This window comes from Acinetobacter sp. 228, assembly GCF_048147885.1.
Genome location: NZ_JAYWYV010000020.1, coordinates 1 through 15,513 on the forward strand (window position 1 = coordinate 1; position 15,513 = coordinate 15,513).

Sequence of the window (15,513 nt, forward strand, 5' to 3'; positions counted from 1 at the left end):
ACCCATGTGAGAGTAAGTCATCGCCAGCTCATTATTCGAAACACCCCCGGTCTAAAGGCCGGGGGTGTTTTTTTATGGGGGGAATTTAGTCGAAAGCTTAGACACTTTTTAGATGTATAAAAGGTACTGGAGCGGCTAGAGCTTCCTGAAAGGAATAATCTAAGGGAGAGAGCGTGTTTCAAAACCCGATAACATGGCTTTGGGCACATGATTACGGGGCTGGTCCTAAGTTGAAATGATTTGGCTTATAAGAGCCTACCAAGCCTGCAAAGTATAGATGCCGCTGTTGAAATGCAGGAAATAAAAAAACCAGCGATTCGCTGGTTTTTTACTGCTGGCTATTTTAGCCAAATACACGCATAACGGCTGCAATCAACACCCAGAGAATTGCAATGGCTACGATTGGTTCAACAATCTTTGCCCATGTTGGGGTTTCTACAAGAATAACATCTTCGACATCTTGATGCTGCTGATTCTGGCTTACCATTTGATTAAACTCCTTCATTGATGCTTCCAATGATAGCTCTTCTTGTACAATTGGTTTAGAGCCTTTTAGTTCTATTAGCTTATTTGTTGTCCAAATCCAGTCATCTGCTTGACCGGATAAATGTTCAATTTGTCCTTTAAGAAGTTCTTGAATACTATTCAGATTATGATTGCCGGTATCATTTAACTGTTTCAGCTCATTGAGCTGGAAATGAAAGATTTCTGAGGTGACCTGCTCAAGTTGCGGTCGTGGCAAGGCTGACTTGTTTTCAACTTGGGTCGTCAGGTGGCGGGCAATTTCCAGTATATATAATTCATCTGGATGCTTGATTTCATTATAAATTTTTTGCGGATTGTGACGCCACTCAGTAATAAGTTTACCTAAAGTTAAAGCATTGATTTCGCAGATATATTTTCGCCTTTCTTCTTTTGTATACTCTTTTAGAAGCTCAGGCTTTTGAGTTTCTATCTGTTCAACAAAATATTGTACTAAATCAAAAGCCATTCACTTACTCCATTATTTTTAATCTAATAGTCTTAAAGTTGTTTTTTTCTTTGGTGGTTCAGCTGGTTCTTCAGTGCTTGATTTTAAAGCATCTTCATCATTTTGTGTATGCTCATATTCACTTGGATCAAAGAATAAACCTTGTCCATTTTCACGTGCATAAATACCCAGTACTGCTTCTATAGGTACATAGATATCCCGAGATACACCGCCAAATCGGGCCGAGAAGCTAATCGCATCATTGCTTATATGCAGCGCATAGACGGCATGGGGTACGATATTCAGAACAATTTGTCCATCTTTAACAAACTGCTCCGGAACCATTGTATTTGGACGTGTAGCATCCACCAATAGATAAGGCGTCATATTGTTGTCGCAAACCCACTCATAGATTGCACGTGCCATATAGGGACGGGTAGGGCTAAGGTTGAATTCTTGTTCGGACATGAGGTTTCTCTACAGATGCTTGAGTTGCGCTGAATAACGGTTCTTTTCCTGCAATGTCATGGATTTTACAAAAGCAGGACGACTGAATATTCGCTGGCAATACAGGTGAAATGGACGGCATTGCTGCTGTGGTAATTCGACACCCATGTGTTTCAGACGGATAAAAATTGGTGCCAGCATGCAATCTAGGATACTAAATTGTTCGGACATAAAATAGGGAAAATGCTGGAATAAGGGTATAAGTGAAATCAGAATGTCCTGTAGCTGTTTCTGTGCCTTAACTTTGGCTTTCTTATCCAGGGTATCAGGATGACATAGCATGATATCAGCCAGTTTCAACCAGTCATTTTCAAAGCGCCAGATATATTGGCGTTGTTCTGCACGTGGCATTGGAGCATCGGCATAGAGTTTATTCTGGCGATAACGATCATCTATATATTCAGAAATAATCGGCGTATTGAATAATTTGAGCTCATTTTCAATCAGCATCGGCAATTGATTATAAGGATTGAGACTGGCCAAATCCTCATCATCAGTATCTACCAAAATCAGGTTATATTTAATCTGTTTTTCGGCAAGTACGTAGCGAATCCAATGGGAACGAAAGTCATCGGCATGACTATAGAGAGTAATTCCTTGAAGAGGCGCGCTTTCGACTGACATAAATCCTGATAAGCTTCTAATGAATAGACTAGGATACTAAAATTCAACCCAAAAAGCACTAATCATCAAAAGTCACTCCTTTTGAGTCGGGGTAGATTATAAGAAAAACAACTGGAGGAAAATAAAATGCTGATCAAGCTTCCTATCATTTTGCTGTTTATCTGTATTGGGATTGCAAATTATTATTTAATGAAGTCATTCTGGTGCCATGAAGGGGTATGGGGTAAAGATGTGCATGAACAATAAAGAGAAAATCTTTCCATCTACTCGACTAATATACCCATAAAAAACCCTGGAAAATCCAGGGTTTTTTGTCCGATTCGGTAAACGAATTAACGTTTAGAGAATTGAGGACGTTTACGAGCTTTACGTAAACCAAGTTTCTTACGTTCAACTTCACGAGCATCACGAGTAACGAAACCAGCTTGACGAAGAGCAGGTTTTAAAGTTTCGTCAGAAGCGATCAGTGCACGAGTAATACCGTGACGGATAGCGCCTGCTTGACCACCGATACCACCACCAGCAACAGTGATGTAAAGGTCATATTTGTTAGTCGCTTCAAGAAGCTCAAGTGGTTGGTTAACAACCATACGAGCAGTTTCACGACCGAAATACTGTTCAAGAGTGCGGTTGTTAATTACGAGTTTACCAGTACCAGCTGATAGGAAAACACGTGCAGTTGCGGTCTTACGGCGACCTGTACCATAATTAGTAGCCATGTGCTGTTATCCCTTAGATGTCCAAAACTTGTGGCTGTTGAGCAGCGTGTGGATGCTCAGTACCTGCATACACTTTCATTTTCTTGATCATTGCATAACCAAGAGGACCTTTAGGTAACATACCTTTAACAGCTTTTTCTAGAACTGCTTCTGGTTTGTGAGCGATTAACTTTTCAAAGTTAGTCTCACGGATACCACCAGGGAAACCAGTGTGGCGATAGTATTTCTTATCTTGTGACTTTTTACCAGTCACAGTGATTTCTTCAGCATTGATAACTACGATGTAGTCGCCAGTGTCAACGTGAGGAGTATAAGAAGTTTTATGCTTACCGCGTAAACGACGAGCGATTTCAGTCGCAAGGCGACCTAAAGTTTTGCCAGAAGCATCAACAACGTACCAGTCGTGTTGAACTTCAGCTGGCTTAGCGCTGAGAGTTTTCATTAAACCACTACCTATTATAGTTGGTTTGGACTATGGAATCTGTCCAAACTAAAGGAGACGCGATTCTAAACGAATACGTGAAGAATCACAAATGAAAATTAAAATTTCAAGCGCTGTATTTTATCTAATCTCCTTGGTGAAAGAAAGACCTAAGCCCTTATATGCTGCAAAAACTGCAACTATATTTGTAACCACAGTTTCAATCGTATCAAAATATTGATTTATAAGTACTCTTTGCAATGATCACTACAGCGTAGTCGTGATCGGGTTATAATATTTCTCAGCTTTGCCAAATTGAGAAGATGATGCTTCCTTTATATGTCACCAGTGGAGAACCTGCCGGAATTGGTCCTGATATTTGCCTGAGTCTTGCAGAGCGTGTTGATGAGCGCCCAATTGTGGTATTAGCAGATATGGATATGCTCAAGCAACGTGCTCAGACACTTAAATTGCCGGTTGAGCTGATTCCGTATCACGGGCAGGATGCATCTTCAGGTATCGGTGAGCTTTTTGTAGAGCATGTACCTTTGCAGCAAGAGGTGGTATTGGGTGAATTGAATCCGAACAATGCTGCTTATGTACTGGAGCAACTGCGTCGATCCGCAGACTACGCCATGTCAGGAAAAAGTGTCGGCGTTGCGACTGCGCCTGTACAAAAATCTGTAATTAATGAAGCAGGTATTTCTTTTAGTGGCCATACCGAGTATTACCAGGAATTTGCTGGTGTTCCACGTGTGGTCATGATGCTGGCCACCAAAACCTTACGTGTGGCTTTGGCTACCACACATCTTCCTTTACGTGCCGTGGCAGATGCAATTACCCCTGAACGCTTGCATCAGGTAATTGATATTCTGATTCACGATCTGAAATCCAAATTCAAGATTGAACAGCCGAAGATACTGGTTTGCGGTTTAAATCCGCATGCGGGTGAGGGTGGTTACTTGGGGATGGAAGAAATTGAAGTGATCAATCCGGTACTCGAAAGCTATCGTGCGCAGGGTATCAACATGAGTTTAAGCCTACCTGCTGATACTTTGTTTACCCCGGAAAACCTAAAAGATGCTGATGCTGTTCTGGCGATGTATCACGATCAGGGTTTACCTGTGTTAAAATCACAGGGCTTTGGTGAAGCCATTAATATTACCCTGGGCTTACCGTTTATTCGAACTTCTGTTGATCATGGCACAGCACTCTCCCTTGCGGGAACGGGACTTGCGAAAAGTTCCAGCCTGCACGTTGCTGTCGATTTAGCCCTCGATCTGGCGCGCCACTGATTATTGTTCATCACTCACGTTGGAAATGTTTTTATGTATCAAATTAATGCCTTAAACCCAAAAGATGAAGGGCATCAGGCTCGAAAAAGATTTGGTCAAAACTTTTTACATGACCAGCGTGTCATTGCCAAAATTGTACGCTCAGTCAATCCGCGTCCAGGTCAGAACATTCTGGAAATTGGCCCGGGTCTGGCCGCTTTGACTTCACCTTTAATTGGTGAATGTGATGCCTTAACTGTACTTGAGCTGGATCGTGATCTGGCTGCTGGTCTGCCGGGCCGTGTACCGCATCCCGAACGTTTAACCATTATTGAAGCCGATGCCTTGAGATATGATTATTCTCAATTGTTTCAGGAAGGTCGTCCATTACGTGTCGTTGGTAACTTGCCCTATAATATTTCAACGCCACTGTTATTCCATCTCCTGGAATTTGGTGACAAAGTGCAAGACATGCATTTCATGCTGCAAAAAGAAGTCGTGGATCGCATTACCGCATCACCGAATACCAAAGAATATGGCCGTCTGTCGGTGATGATTCAATATTTCTGTAAACCGACTTTCCTGTTCGAAGTACCACCAGGCTCTTTTAATCCGCCTCCAAAAGTAACTTCAGCGGTATTCCGTTTAGAGCCTTATAAAGTTAAACCGATTGTGGCGAAGAATGAAAAAGCGCTGGCACGTCTGGTATCTCATGTCTTTACCCAGCGTCGTAAAACCTTGCGTAACAGCTTGAAGGGTATGCTGGTAGAAGATGGTTTTGAAAAAGCGGGTGTTGACCCGATGGCGCGTCCAGAAACCCTGACCCTTGAACAGTTTGTTGCACTTTCAGATCAAATGGTGGCTTAAATTACGATGAACCGTACTGCTCGATATAATTATGTGATTGGTGATGTTCAAGGCTGTTTTGAGGCTTTGAAAGCTTTACTTAAAGAAATCAAGTTTGATGCAGATCAGGATTTTATCTGGTTTGCCGGAGATTTGGTGGCACGGGGTGAAAACTCAATTGGCGCACTGCGGTTTATCAAGAAACTGGCTGAGCAGGGTGCGGCTGCAACTGTCTTGGGAAATCATGATTTAACGTTGCTGGCCTATGCCCGCGGCATCAAGCCAGTAAAAGCAAAAGACAATGTTCAGGATGTCATTGATGCGATCGACAGCGATGAACTGATTGACTGGTTACGTAAACAGCCACTTTGTTTATTTCCCAATGAGCAGACTATTCTGACCCATGCCGGGATTCCGAGTCTCTGGAGTGCAGAAAAAACTGCACAGCTGGCACAGGAAGTAGAAGCAATTATTGCTCATGATGACTTTGATGTGCTGGATAATTTTCTAAAAGAGATGTTTGGGAAAGAGCCGGCACTTTGGTCAGATCAACTGCAAGGTCAAGAACGTATCCGCTGTATCGTAAACTATCTCACCCGAATGCGTTTAACCGATGTAGAAGGACGTCTGGAATACAGTTTTAAAGATGGGCTGGATGATCCGATGCCGGAAGGCTTTAAACCCTGGTTTGATTTTGAGTCCCAGGCTGCGAAAAGTCATCAGATCCTGTTTGGTCACTGGGCAGCTTTAAATGGTAAAACCATTTCAGACAGGATTCAGAATGTCGATGGTGGCTGTGTTTGGGGCAATCAGCTGATGGCATTTCGTCTGGAAGACCAGCAGATGTTTGCAGTTAACAATCCGGTGATGTAAGTAAAGCTATTAAAAAAGCCACGTGATTACACGTGGCTTTTTTAATTTTAAATTTAGTCTGCCCGAATCCAGGTCTGGTTTCGGCCCAATACAGAAACACCAATACTGGCACGTAAAGTTAAGCGTTTCCCCGTGTTGTTCAGACGCATTTTTGCATCATAAATTTTACCTACCAAGGGATCAATAACTTTACCTTTTTCATAGTTATTGGTGCCTTCTACATGTTTTAGGCCCCTGATAATGGTCATTCCCAGAATAGGCTGATTGGTATAGGGCGCGGGGCAATTATTGCATTTTTCACGTGGCGTATAACCCGGGCGAGGAGTGATCTTTACAATTTTGCCTGAATAGGTGTTGTTGTCCTCTTTGAAAATGACAATGATGGCTTTTGCTGCACCACTTTTATCATCAATCTGTTGCCAGATCCCGGTAATATCTTTTGCCCAAAGGTTGGTCATGCATGCTGCTAGCAGTATGACAAGCAATATTTTTCTAAACATAGAGGCTTATTCCACAGAATTTTTATCAGCGCCGCTCATGTTAGAAATCTTACTAAAATAGTCAATAATTATTTGAAAAAATCTAGAATGAATGCACTAAAAAGCTGCCAATTCGGCAGCTTTTGTATACTCAGAATTTATTAGTCCTGACGGATCCAGGTCTGGCTACGGCCTAAAGCGGAAACCCCAACATAACCACGCAAGGTTAAACGTTTGCCATTCGCACTCAAGCGTACCTTGGCATCATAAATTTTACCTGATAGTGGATCAATCACTCTACCTTTCTCGTAGTTATTGGTGCCTTCCACATTTTTTAAACCAGTCAAAACGTCCATGCCTAAAATAGGTTGATTGGTATAAGGGGCCGGACATTTATTGCAGGTTTTCTGAGGCGTATAGCCTGGACGTGGAGTCACTTTGACAATTTTTCCAGCAAAAGTCCCATTGTCATTTTGACGAATTTCAATAATCGCTTTTGGTGAGCCGGTTTTGTCATCAATTTGCTGCCAGGTGCCAGTTAAATCCTGTGCATAAATCATCCCGCTCATCATTGTCACGAAGAACATTAATACTAATTTAAATTGTTTCATTATATTTATCTCTTTTTTTATGGATGAAATAAAAGATCCCCAACACCGAAGTGCTATTTTATTAATCCTGACGGATCCAGGTTTGTGTACGCCCGATAGCAGATATCCCAATATATCCACGTAAGGTCAGTCGTTTCCCATTGGCGGAAATCCGCCCCTTTAAATCATAAATTTTGCCGGTGAGTGGATCGAGTACCTGGCCATGTGCAAAGTTATTTCTGGTGGTGGGCTTCAATCCTTTAATGACATCTAAACCCAAAATCGGTTTATCTGTATAAGGTGCCGGACATTTGATGCATTTTTCCCGTGGTGTATAACCCTGGCGGGGTGTGACTTTAGTAATCGTTCCTGTATAGGAGCCATCTGCTTCAGTTTTCATTTCAATCAATGCTTTAGGTGAGCCAGTTTTATCATCAATCTGTTGCCATAGGCCAGACAGTTCCTGAGCAAACGCCATAGAGCCAGTAAATAAAGAAGCTGAAATAATAGTTAAAGCTGCAATTTTATGCATGTTATATCCTTATTTTTTTAATTAACGTTCACCCAATTCCATGTGGTGAACGTTGCTGCACATTACCCTAATACATTTTCATAATCTTTATTGCATGAAAAAGCATGTGTCTAATATTCATACAACTTAATGTATAAAAATGCAAGCTTCTATCTACTAAAGCATAAATTAATCACATTTTATGTGATTAAACCTGACTTATTCATATTTGATCCAGGTCTGACTACGGCCCAGTGCTGAAACCCCTACATAGCCACGCAATGTCAGACGTTTACCATTGGCACTCAATTTCGCTTTGGTATTGTAAATGTTGCCTGATAATGGATCGAGAAGTTTGCCCTGACTGAAACTGTTATTGCCTGTGTATTTCAGGCCTGTCAGTACATCCAGTCCTAGAATTGGCTTATTGGTATATGGAGCGGGACAGGATACACAGGTTTCTTTTGCTGTATAACCAGGGCGCGGAGTGATTTTCGTAATTTTAGCTGTATAGACGCCTTCTGATGTCTCACGAATCTCCAGGAATGCTTTAGACGAGCCGGTCTTGTCATCAATGCTTCGCCATGTCCCTGAAAGGTCAGAGGCCAAAGCCAGATGGCTGAAAGAGGCTAAAAGTAAAGTTGAAAAAAATTGAACCTTTTTCATATATCTGTTCCTAGGTGAGATTAGTGTTCTTACTCTATAGTAAGAACGGTTACCACATAAAACAAACAATTAATTTGATTCACTAGTCACATTTTTTGCAGATACAGTATAAAAGTTGGCAACCAGATTGCAGTAAAGACTGCATTTACCGCCATGCCAAAAGCAGCATAACGTCCCGCAACACTGCCACGCTGCCAGGCCTGTGCTGTGCCGATGGCATGTGCTGCCAGTCCCAAGGCGAGTCCGGATGCACGTTCATCATTAATATGTCTCAGAATAAACGGAGAAAAAGCCGCACCAATCACACCAGAGAGAATCACAATCAGAATAACCATACTGATAGGTGCATCCAGCAGGGTGGCAATATTAATTGCAATTGGCGTAGTGACGGCACGAGTAGCAAAAGCCAAAATGTCGGCAGAAGCCATATGTAGCAGATAAGCCAGACCCATCGGTAAGGCAACCGCACTGATACTGGCAAAGACCAAAATGCCGATAATGGCTTTGAGCGGCAAATCATCATAGCGCATGGCAGCCAGAGGAATAGCCAATGCGACTGTCACATAGCCGAGTAAATGGTTGAAAAGTGGATTTACTTCATCCATGTAATTTTCATAGGGAATTCCGAGTGCAAATAAAAGTGCCAGCACAAAAAACATGCTAAACACGATGACGGGAATTTGCGGAATGATCCGGTTACAGGGTTTGGCAATCAGATAGGCGATGAGTGTGACCGCGAAGCCATACAAAATAGATAACATGCGGAACTCCTATAACCAGCGCTTGGCCATTTTGGCATACACCCATAAAGGAATTAGGGTGCTAAAAAACATGATGAACAGAAAAGCCGGAATTTTCTGGCCCATATGTACCAGCATCATTAGGGCACCTGCACTGACAGGAAGGAAAGCAAAGGCACTTTCCTTCATCAGTTTGTTATTGGTATCCACCAGGCGAGCGGGGAGTTTGCCGAAATAGCGCCAAGTAAAAAGTGCAATTAATAGGCTTAATAACCCGACCAGATTACCCAGTTCAGGATGATTCAGCTGGGTCATTAACCAGACCGAAGCTTCCCGAAAGATAACAATAAGTAACAGGGTGCCGATCCATGCTGGCCAGTCAATTTGTTTTATCCAGTTCATTACTCTGATCATTAATAAGTTTACTTATCAAGTTTTACTCGATCTTTGACTGGATTTCAAACGCTTCCAGTGGACGTTGAAACTGCTGCGCCTGTTTTCCCAAAATTTCGTCTAAAGGTAAATGCGCCTGTTTAATCAATTGTTCCAGTTTTTGTGGTGCAATTCGAATGTGCAGATGCAGTTGGCCTTCATCATCATAATGTTCAGACTGAATCACATTCAAGCTGTACAGCTGGTTGCGCAGCTTGCCATAGGCGGGTTTAAGAATTAAATCGAAGGACTGCAGTTGCCCCATCAAGGATTCATGTACCGCTTTACGCAGCAGGTCGATACCTTCGCCAGTATGTGCCGAGACATAGACCCGTTCCGGTTCACCCGGGCGTCGATAAATAATTTTGGCTTCTTCACCGCTACAGTCAATTTTATTGTAAACCTGAAGGATGGGAACATCGGCCCCAATTTCTTTCAGCACTTTTTCAACGGCTTCAATCTGTTCCAGCATCTCTGGACTACTTGAATCAATCACATGCAGTAACAGTGTGGCTTCAACGGTTTCTTCCAGCGTTGCCTTAAAGGATTCCACCAGTGAATGGGAAAGATTACGGACAAAACCGACCGTATCGGCCAATACCAGATTGCCGATACCATCCCATTCCAGACGCCGTAAGGTAGGGTCCAAAGTGGCAAACAGCTGATCGGCTGCATAAACATCGCTGTTGGCGAGTAAGTTAAACAGGGTCGACTTGCCGGCATTGGTATAACCGACTAAAGATACTGTTGGAACAGCCGCTTTTTGACGGGCTACACGACCTTGCATCCGGGTCTGGCGGACTTTATCAATACGTGCCTTGAGTTGCCCCATACGGATACGTAGCAAGCGCCGATCTGTTTCCAGCAGGGTTTCACCCGGACCACGCAAACCGATCCCGCCTTTCTGGCTGTCAAGATTGCCACGACTACGAATCAAGCGCGAAGATAAATGCTGTAATTGTGCCAGTTCAACTTGCAGCTTGCCTTCGTAGGTACGTGCACGCTGGGCAAAAATATCCAGAATCAGTTCGGTACGATCTACCACGCGGCATTTGATTACCTGTTCCAGGTTCCGGGCTTGAGCAGGGGTTAAGGCATGATCAAAAATGACCAGATTGGCATCTAGTTCTTTTACACGTTCGGCAATTTCTTCTGCCTTGCCGGAGCCGATAAAAAATTTGGCATCAGGTTTAACCCGCTGAGCATGAATATGTTCCAGAATTTCGGCATCTGCAGACTGTGCCAGCAAACGAAACTCTTCAGCATCAAGGTCATCCAGCATTTGTACGCTGACACTCACCAGAATGACGCGCTCTTTCCCTCGATGTTGTTGTAAATACTCCACTCAGGCCGATCTCCACTTAAAAACTTAAGTGTAGTAGAAAACGGACTATACAGATACTGAATTAGTGCGGCTTAGGTTTAAAGTGCGCTAATAAATAGTTGTGCAAGTGTTACCAGTACTACGGCATAGATAAGGGTACCACCCAAAATATATTTGAGCACTTGTAGAGGCTGAAGTGTTTCTTTCGCGGGCTGTATTTGATCTGGCATGGCTGCGATCCTTCTCAATCTAATATTTCGATAGTTTTATTTTGAATGATTTTTTAATCCAATTAAAATTGTAGATATAGATGTTATTGGCCGATTTTTATTATCAATGCAAGTTGCGAATGAACAGTATAGAATGAGTTTAATTCGTGGATATTCCCTGTATCTAGCTTAGGATTTTAGTGACGTTTTTATGAACCCGACTGTACAAGATCAAACATCCGACATACATGGCTTGTCAAAATTCTTCCTCTATACAAGAAAAATTGGTGCCTTGCTGGCAGCCATTAGTAACGGATTTTATCTGGTTTTTCGTCATGGCTTATATAAAAATCCGAATAATCCCTCCAATACCCGTTATGTACAATATTTTTGCCGCCAATTGTGTCAGGTTTTTAATATTAAAGTGCAGGTGCATGGGGAGATTCCACGGGAACCCGCCTTATGGGTAAGCAATCATATCTCTTGGCTAGACATTGCAGTGCTGGGATCAGGAGCACGCGTATTTTTCTTGGCCAAGGCCGAGATTGAAAACTGGCCTGTTTTTGGAAAATTGGCCAAAGGCGGCGGTACCTTGTTTATTAAACGTGGTTCTGGAGATTCTGTCAGAATTCGTGAACAAATTACTGATTTTCTCAAGCAGGATATTCCGGTGCTGTTTTTTCCTGAAGCCACGACTTCAGATGGCCGTTTTATTAAAAAGGTTCATGGCCGGATTCTAGGGGCTGCGATTGAAGCTAACCGTCCAGTGCAAATCTGTTTGATCTGTTATGTGAATCAGCAGGGTGAGCTGGATCTGGTCGCGCCGTATGTCAATGATCTCAGTTTTGCTGCCCATGTCAAAAAAGTACTGGAAATGCCACAAGTTACTGCACATTTAATGGCTTTGCCTGCAATTTCTTCCGAGGGGCATACGGTAGACAGTCTGACTCGTGAGGTACAGGAAAAAATGCAGGAAGGCTTACATGAGTTGCAATCCCGAGTATTAAAAAAGCCTCGGTAAACGTAGTTTTTTAGAAATAAAATTTATGCGTCGGCCTTACATAAAGCCTTCAATTGGCAACCACGACAACAGTTTTAATCCGGTTTTCTGATACCATTTTATTCCTGGCTCTTTGCTAAAGGTTTTTATTTCGCCATTGGCTTTCCTGATTTTCCAGTTAATGTTCTGGTTCGCATCCAAGACCAGTTTATAGGCATATTTACTCAAATTCTGATCCATGGTTTCGTGTACGGCTTTTGCCAGAGCAGGGCTGTTTAGCAACACACCAATTTCAGTATTCAGATAAGCTGAACGCGGATCAAAGTTAAATGAACCGATGAAAACCTGTTTCTGGTCCAGTGCCATCAGTTTGGCATGCAGACTGGAGCGACTCAGGCCTTTCAGGCTAACTTTCGCTTTTTTGGCAATCTCTTCTGTATTGACGTTTAAGTTGTGTGAATCCGGGGCAGCCAGAAATTCATATAGCTGTACATCATTTTCCAGCAAGTCCTTTCGATATTTGGCATAAAAGGCATGTACTACAGAAACGTCATTGGCTTTAAATGAGTTGGTTAATACCCGAACCTTGATATTCTCATTCACCAGTTTTTTCAGACGGTCTGCACCGGTTTTTTCCGGCACGAAATAGGCAGAGACAATGTCTACACTCTGTTCAGGCTTTTCCAGATGCTGTAATAACTGGAAATTGAGATGTTCTTCAGTTTTGGCTTTGGCCTTGATTTTACTGGGTGGATCTTTGACGACTTCTGCTTCAACCCAGTCTAGCTGAATCTTCTGTTCTAACCATTGATCAAAGGCCAGAGAACGATTCGCCAGATCCAGATAATTCTTTGTGGCTGGATCCTGACTATGGGCTTCAAGCTGTTGCCTCAGGCTCGGGAAACGTAACCCGTGATGGTGCGGATTGACAATTTTTTGTACCGGATAAGCATAATCATCATTCCAGTACTCATCGAAGGAATGGATGATTTCATCCGAAGCCGCACCGACCAGCATGACATCGACATCCGAGAACTGATAGTTTTCACTGACATTATAATACTGGTTGCTCATATTACGCCCGCCAATCAGTGCAATCTGGTTGTCAGCAATAAAGCTTTTATTGTGCATGCGGCGATTGATTCGCTTTAAATCCAGCACCATGTCCATGGCGCGATATTTACGAAAGCGATAAGGGTTGTACAGTTTCACATCGATATTCTGATGCTGGTTCAAGGCCAGATAAATCCCTTCCATTTTCTTGGCATTGTTATCATCCATCAACAGGCGTACTTTTACACCACGGTCCGCTGCCTGAATAATGGCATGCAGGGCGAGGGCGCCAATGCGGTCGTTATCCCAGATGTAATATTGCAGATCCAGACTGCGTTCTGCTTTATGGATCAGCTGCATACGTGCAGCCAGTGCTTCCAGTGGATCATAAAGCACGCGATAACCGGTCAGACCGATATTCTGTTCACGTAAAGGTTCAATAATTTGAGCCAGACTGGTTTGCGAGGTATCAGTTTCAAATGCCATCTGGCTTGGCTGTTCAGTTTGCTTGGGTAAGGTGCTACATGCAGGAAGTCCCAGTACCAGACTACAGCTTAGTAAAATGCCGGCTTTATAACGATGGGTGCGGATAAAACCTGAGGATTGAAGATAGATTTGATCGCTGGAAGCATTGGCCATATAAGTCGCAGAATGAAAAATTAGAATTGAGTATAATTGCCAGCTATGAAAAGATAAATATAAAGCCAGTGATATACTGCTTGACTGAAACAAGGCGAATATATGTGGGATTCAAATTCCGTACTTTTTTATTGTTATCTCGGCATGGCCATTCTCGCTATCTGGGCTGTGTATCAGGCCTGGTCGAGTCAAACCCGCACCGAGACCATTCACCCATTTAAAGCATTCTGTCATTTACTGGCTTTTTATCTTTCCTATTTATTAATCCCATTGGTGTTCTTCAGTATTTTTGCTGGATGGACGGGTCATTATTCGCTACATGAAGCTGTTTTTGTATTTCTACTCAGTGCGGTTTTAAGTTATGCACGCTTTATTGAGCCGCATCTAATTCAAGTGAAAACGACACAGTATCAGATCAATGCGGATAAACGTTTACAGAAACCGGTCAAAATCGCCCTGATTGCAGACTTGCATATCGGTCTGTTTTCAGGACATGAGCGGCAGTTACGACAAATTGTACATAAATTAAATCATATTCAGCCTGATTTGGTGGTGGTCGCCGGCGACTGGACCTACGAACCGGAAAATAAACTGGCTCAAGAGCTGGCAGTTCTAAAAGAGATTCACGCTCCGGTCTATTCAGTCAATGGTAACCATGACGAGCAATATCCTGGCCCCCCGATTCAGGAATTGTTGCATTATGCACTGCAAGTCAATCAGGTCATGGATATTGAAGGTCAAATTGTCGAATTTGATGAGTTCCGTCTCTTGGGCGTAGGCGACCTCTGGGCTGGAAAAGCTGATATGCGCAGTTTGCCTGATCTCCCTCAGGACAAGCCCTGGATCATTCTTTCGCATAACCCGGATACGGTCGATATGGTTCCAAAACTGCCAACGCGTCCTTTGATGCTGTCCGGGCATACCCATGGCGGGCAGGTGGAGCTGCCTTGGCTGACCGATTATGTGATGAAAAGAGTGTCCATTTTGGGACATAAGAAAGGCATGTACCGTCATGAACATGCAGATGTGTTCGTGACAGTTGGAACGGGGCTGGTTGGTGTACCTTTTCGCTTCCGGGTACCACCTACCATTGATATTATCGAACTGATTTAAAGTCAGTTCGCCTTCTGTGCAGGATTAACTGATCAGCCAGATCAGAATCAGCAAGATGACAGCGACTGTTGCTATTATCCAGATTTTCTTTTCGATTTTTCGGGGCGGTACATTTTCACGTAATTGTTGTGCAGTGATTTCAGCTTCTGTAGGTGCACTCAAACTAGGATGATTGGGAATTTCCAAGGGAGGCGTGACCAGGTCAATATCATCAGCATCATCACTAAAACGTGGGCCGGTACTTTCATGTTTCATGACGATGTCGTGTTCACGCACAATCTCTTCAATTACTTGCAGCGCCTGAACTTCATCTAAAGGGGTATTCCCGGTGATATAGCCAACAGCTTCTTTTTTCTTATCATCTTCCAGTAAAATAATGATATTGACCAGCTGTTCCTGTGATAAGGATTCGATGAAATCTTGCATACCCGTGCCTCATTTTTTGAATTGAGTCCATTTGATTGTTGAGCAAATTTAACGAGATAAGTAGCAGAGTTTTGTTGTGAAATCATAAAAAAGCCAG

General features: G+C 42.9%; 20 protein-coding genes. 5 read left to right on the forward strand and 15 right to left on the reverse strand.

Translation table 11 applies throughout. The features are described 5' to 3' along the window. Positions 1 to 343: 343 nt before the first annotated feature. The 5 genes from VXQ92_RS13040 to rplM form a co-directional block, all read right to left on the reverse strand. Complete coding sequence (locus VXQ92_RS13040; protein WP_064102544.1) at positions 344 to 991, reverse strand: hypothetical protein; 648 nt, start codon at positions 989 to 991, stop codon at positions 344 to 346. An 18-nt stretch (positions 992 to 1,009) separates the two neighbouring features. Beyond that, positions 1,010 to 1,438, reverse strand: coding sequence for a ClpXP protease specificity-enhancing factor (locus VXQ92_RS13045; protein ID WP_416682039.1), 429 nt, complete (start codon positions 1,436 to 1,438; stop codon positions 1,010 to 1,012). 9 nt (positions 1,439 to 1,447) lie between these two features. Continuing rightward, positions 1,448 to 2,101, reverse strand: coding sequence for a glutathione S-transferase N-terminal domain-containing protein (locus VXQ92_RS13050; RefSeq protein WP_416682041.1), 654 nt, complete (start codon positions 2,099 to 2,101; stop codon positions 1,448 to 1,450). Positions 2,102 to 2,433: 332 nt separating this feature from the next. After that, complete coding sequence (gene rpsI, locus VXQ92_RS13055; RefSeq protein ID WP_064097058.1) at positions 2,434 to 2,820, reverse strand: 30S ribosomal protein S9; 387 nt, start codon at positions 2,818 to 2,820, stop codon at positions 2,434 to 2,436. Positions 2,821 to 2,833: 13 nt separating this feature from the next. Further along, positions 2,834 to 3,262 carry a 50S ribosomal protein L13 gene (gene rplM, locus VXQ92_RS13060; protein ID WP_004281682.1) on the reverse strand — a complete coding sequence of 143 codons (429 nt, stop codon included), beginning with the start codon at positions 3,260 to 3,262 and terminating at the stop codon, positions 2,834 to 2,836. A gap of 302 nt (positions 3,263 to 3,564) precedes the next feature. Here rplM and pdxA point away from each other — a divergent pair, with 302 nt between their 5' ends. Genes pdxA through VXQ92_RS13075 form a run of 3 tightly spaced genes read left to right on the forward strand, consistent with a single transcriptional unit; the run spans position 3,565 to position 6,234 of the window. After that, complete coding sequence (gene pdxA / locus VXQ92_RS13065; RefSeq protein WP_416682043.1) at positions 3,565 to 4,536, forward strand: 4-hydroxythreonine-4-phosphate dehydrogenase PdxA; 972 nt, start codon at positions 3,565 to 3,567, stop codon at positions 4,534 to 4,536. Positions 4,537 to 4,569: 33 nt separating this feature from the next. Further along, on the forward strand, positions 4,570 to 5,382 hold the full coding sequence (rsmA, locus tag VXQ92_RS13070) for a 16S rRNA (adenine(1518)-N(6)/adenine(1519)-N(6))-dimethyltransferase RsmA (protein WP_064097060.1): 813 nt from the start codon (positions 4,570 to 4,572) through the stop codon (positions 5,380 to 5,382). Positions 5,383 to 5,388: 6 nt separating this feature from the next. Further along, positions 5,389 to 6,234 (forward strand): symmetrical bis(5'-nucleosyl)-tetraphosphatase, encoded by an 846-nt coding sequence (locus VXQ92_RS13075; protein ID WP_416682044.1) that lies wholly within the window; start codon positions 5,389 to 5,391, stop codon positions 6,232 to 6,234. Between the two features lie 53 nt (positions 6,235 to 6,287). On the opposite strand, the gene VXQ92_RS13080 is transcribed toward VXQ92_RS13075, so the two are convergent. The 8 genes from VXQ92_RS13080 to VXQ92_RS13115 all read right to left on the reverse strand — a co-directional run bounded on the left by VXQ92_RS13080 (position 6,288) and on the right by VXQ92_RS13115 (position 11,206). Next, positions 6,288 to 6,734: a DUF2147 domain-containing protein gene (locus VXQ92_RS13080; protein WP_064102538.1), complete on the reverse strand. Its 447-nt coding sequence runs from the start codon at positions 6,732 to 6,734 to the stop codon at positions 6,288 to 6,290. Positions 6,735 to 6,874: 140 nt separating this feature from the next. Next, positions 6,875 to 7,324 carry a DUF2147 domain-containing protein gene (locus VXQ92_RS13085; RefSeq protein ID WP_064102537.1) on the reverse strand — a complete coding sequence of 150 codons (450 nt, stop codon included), beginning with the start codon at positions 7,322 to 7,324 and terminating at the stop codon, positions 6,875 to 6,877. A gap of 61 nt (positions 7,325 to 7,385) precedes the next feature. Then, complete coding sequence (locus VXQ92_RS13090) at positions 7,386 to 7,835, reverse strand: DUF2147 domain-containing protein (RefSeq protein WP_416682045.1); 450 nt, start codon at positions 7,833 to 7,835, stop codon at positions 7,386 to 7,388. A 198-nt stretch (positions 7,836 to 8,033) separates the two neighbouring features. Then, complete coding sequence (locus VXQ92_RS13095) at positions 8,034 to 8,480, reverse strand: DUF2147 domain-containing protein (RefSeq protein ID WP_064097065.1); 447 nt, start codon at positions 8,478 to 8,480, stop codon at positions 8,034 to 8,036. An 86-nt stretch (positions 8,481 to 8,566) separates the two neighbouring features. Next, positions 8,567 to 9,241 (reverse strand): LrgB family protein, encoded by a 675-nt coding sequence (locus VXQ92_RS13100; RefSeq protein WP_064097066.1) that lies wholly within the window; start codon positions 9,239 to 9,241, stop codon positions 8,567 to 8,569. Positions 9,242 to 9,250: 9 nt separating this feature from the next. After that, positions 9,251 to 9,622: a hypothetical protein gene (locus VXQ92_RS13105; RefSeq protein WP_064097123.1), complete on the reverse strand. Its 372-nt coding sequence runs from the start codon at positions 9,620 to 9,622 to the stop codon at positions 9,251 to 9,253. A gap of 34 nt (positions 9,623 to 9,656) precedes the next feature. Beyond that, the gene (hflX, locus tag VXQ92_RS13110) at positions 9,657 to 10,997 is read right to left on the reverse strand and encodes a ribosome rescue GTPase HflX (RefSeq protein WP_144725323.1); all 1,341 of its coding nucleotides are present in this window, start codon (positions 10,995 to 10,997) and stop codon (positions 9,657 to 9,659) included. 77 nt (positions 10,998 to 11,074) lie between these two features. Then, positions 11,075 to 11,206 carry a hypothetical protein gene (locus tag VXQ92_RS13115; protein WP_263600648.1) on the reverse strand — a complete coding sequence of 44 codons (132 nt, stop codon included), beginning with the start codon at positions 11,204 to 11,206 and terminating at the stop codon, positions 11,075 to 11,077. 190 nt (positions 11,207 to 11,396) lie between these two features. Here VXQ92_RS13115 and VXQ92_RS13120 point away from each other — a divergent pair, with 190 nt between their 5' ends. Then, positions 11,397 to 12,206 (forward strand): lysophospholipid acyltransferase family protein, encoded by an 810-nt coding sequence (locus VXQ92_RS13120; RefSeq protein WP_416682047.1) that lies wholly within the window; start codon positions 11,397 to 11,399, stop codon positions 12,204 to 12,206. 36 nt (positions 12,207 to 12,242) lie between these two features. On the opposite strand, the gene VXQ92_RS13125 is transcribed toward VXQ92_RS13120, so the two are convergent. Further along, a complete protein-coding gene (locus VXQ92_RS13125; protein WP_416682049.1) occupies positions 12,243 to 13,877 on the reverse strand; it encodes a phospholipase D family protein in 1,635 nt (544 codons plus the stop codon). Positions 13,878 to 13,979: 102 nt separating this feature from the next. Here VXQ92_RS13125 and VXQ92_RS13130 point away from each other — a divergent pair, with 102 nt between their 5' ends. Beyond that, a complete protein-coding gene (locus VXQ92_RS13130; protein ID WP_064097069.1) occupies positions 13,980 to 14,990 on the forward strand; it encodes a metallophosphoesterase in 1,011 nt (336 codons plus the stop codon). Positions 14,991 to 15,014: 24 nt separating this feature from the next. Here the strand turns inward: VXQ92_RS13130 and VXQ92_RS13135 are convergent, their stop codons facing one another. After that, positions 15,015 to 15,416: a hypothetical protein gene (locus tag VXQ92_RS13135; protein ID WP_064097070.1), complete on the reverse strand. Its 402-nt coding sequence runs from the start codon at positions 15,414 to 15,416 to the stop codon at positions 15,015 to 15,017. Positions 15,417 to 15,513: the final 97 nt, after the last annotated feature.

Bases quoted from the DNA above. Each gene is read 5' to 3' on its own strand.
- VXQ92_RS13115 (WP_263600648.1), bottom strand. From the start codon at position 11,206: ATGCCAGATCAAATACAGCCCGCGAAAGAAACACTTCAGCCTCTACAA.
- VXQ92_RS13040 (WP_064102544.1), bottom strand. From the start codon at position 991: ATGGCTTTTGATTTAGTACAATATTTTGTTGAACAGATAGAAACTCAA.
- VXQ92_RS13125 (WP_416682049.1), bottom strand. From the start codon at position 13,877: ATGGCCAATGCTTCCAGCGATCAAATCTATCTTCAATCCTCAGGTTTT.
- VXQ92_RS13085 (WP_064102537.1), bottom strand. From the start codon at position 7,324: ATGAAACAATTTAAATTAGTATTAATGTTCTTCGTGACAATGATGAGC.
- VXQ92_RS13095 (WP_064097065.1), bottom strand. From the start codon at position 8,480: ATGAAAAAGGTTCAATTTTTTTCAACTTTACTTTTAGCCTCTTTCAGC.
- VXQ92_RS13105 (WP_064097123.1), bottom strand. From the start codon at position 9,622: ATGAACTGGATAAAACAAATTGACTGGCCAGCATGGATCGGCACCCTG.
- VXQ92_RS13045 (WP_416682039.1), bottom strand. From the start codon at position 1,438: ATGTCCGAACAAGAATTCAACCTTAGCCCTACCCGTCCCTATATGGCA.
- VXQ92_RS13080 (WP_064102538.1), bottom strand. From the start codon at position 6,734: ATGTTTAGAAAAATATTGCTTGTCATACTGCTAGCAGCATGCATGACC.
- VXQ92_RS13050 (WP_416682041.1), bottom strand. From the start codon at position 2,101: ATGTCAGTCGAAAGCGCGCCTCTTCAAGGAATTACTCTCTATAGTCAT.
- rplM (WP_004281682.1), bottom strand. From the start codon at position 3,262: ATGAAAACTCTCAGCGCTAAGCCAGCTGAAGTTCAACACGACTGGTAC.
- VXQ92_RS13100 (WP_064097066.1), bottom strand. From the start codon at position 9,241: ATGTTATCTATTTTGTATGGCTTCGCGGTCACACTCATCGCCTATCTG.
- pdxA (WP_416682043.1), top strand. From the start codon at position 3,565: ATGATGCTTCCTTTATATGTCACCAGTGGAGAACCTGCCGGAATTGGT.
- VXQ92_RS13135 (WP_064097070.1), bottom strand. From the start codon at position 15,416: ATGCAAGATTTCATCGAATCCTTATCACAGGAACAGCTGGTCAATATC.
- rpsI (WP_064097058.1), bottom strand. From the start codon at position 2,820: ATGGCTACTAATTATGGTACAGGTCGCCGTAAGACCGCAACTGCACGT.
- VXQ92_RS13130 (WP_064097069.1), top strand. From the start codon at position 13,980: ATGTGGGATTCAAATTCCGTACTTTTTTATTGTTATCTCGGCATGGCC.
- rsmA (WP_064097060.1), top strand. From the start codon at position 4,570: ATGTATCAAATTAATGCCTTAAACCCAAAAGATGAAGGGCATCAGGCT.
- VXQ92_RS13075 (WP_416682044.1), top strand. From the start codon at position 5,389: ATGAACCGTACTGCTCGATATAATTATGTGATTGGTGATGTTCAAGGC.
- VXQ92_RS13120 (WP_416682047.1), top strand. From the start codon at position 11,397: ATGAACCCGACTGTACAAGATCAAACATCCGACATACATGGCTTGTCA.
- VXQ92_RS13090 (WP_416682045.1), bottom strand. From the start codon at position 7,835: ATGCATAAAATTGCAGCTTTAACTATTATTTCAGCTTCTTTATTTACT.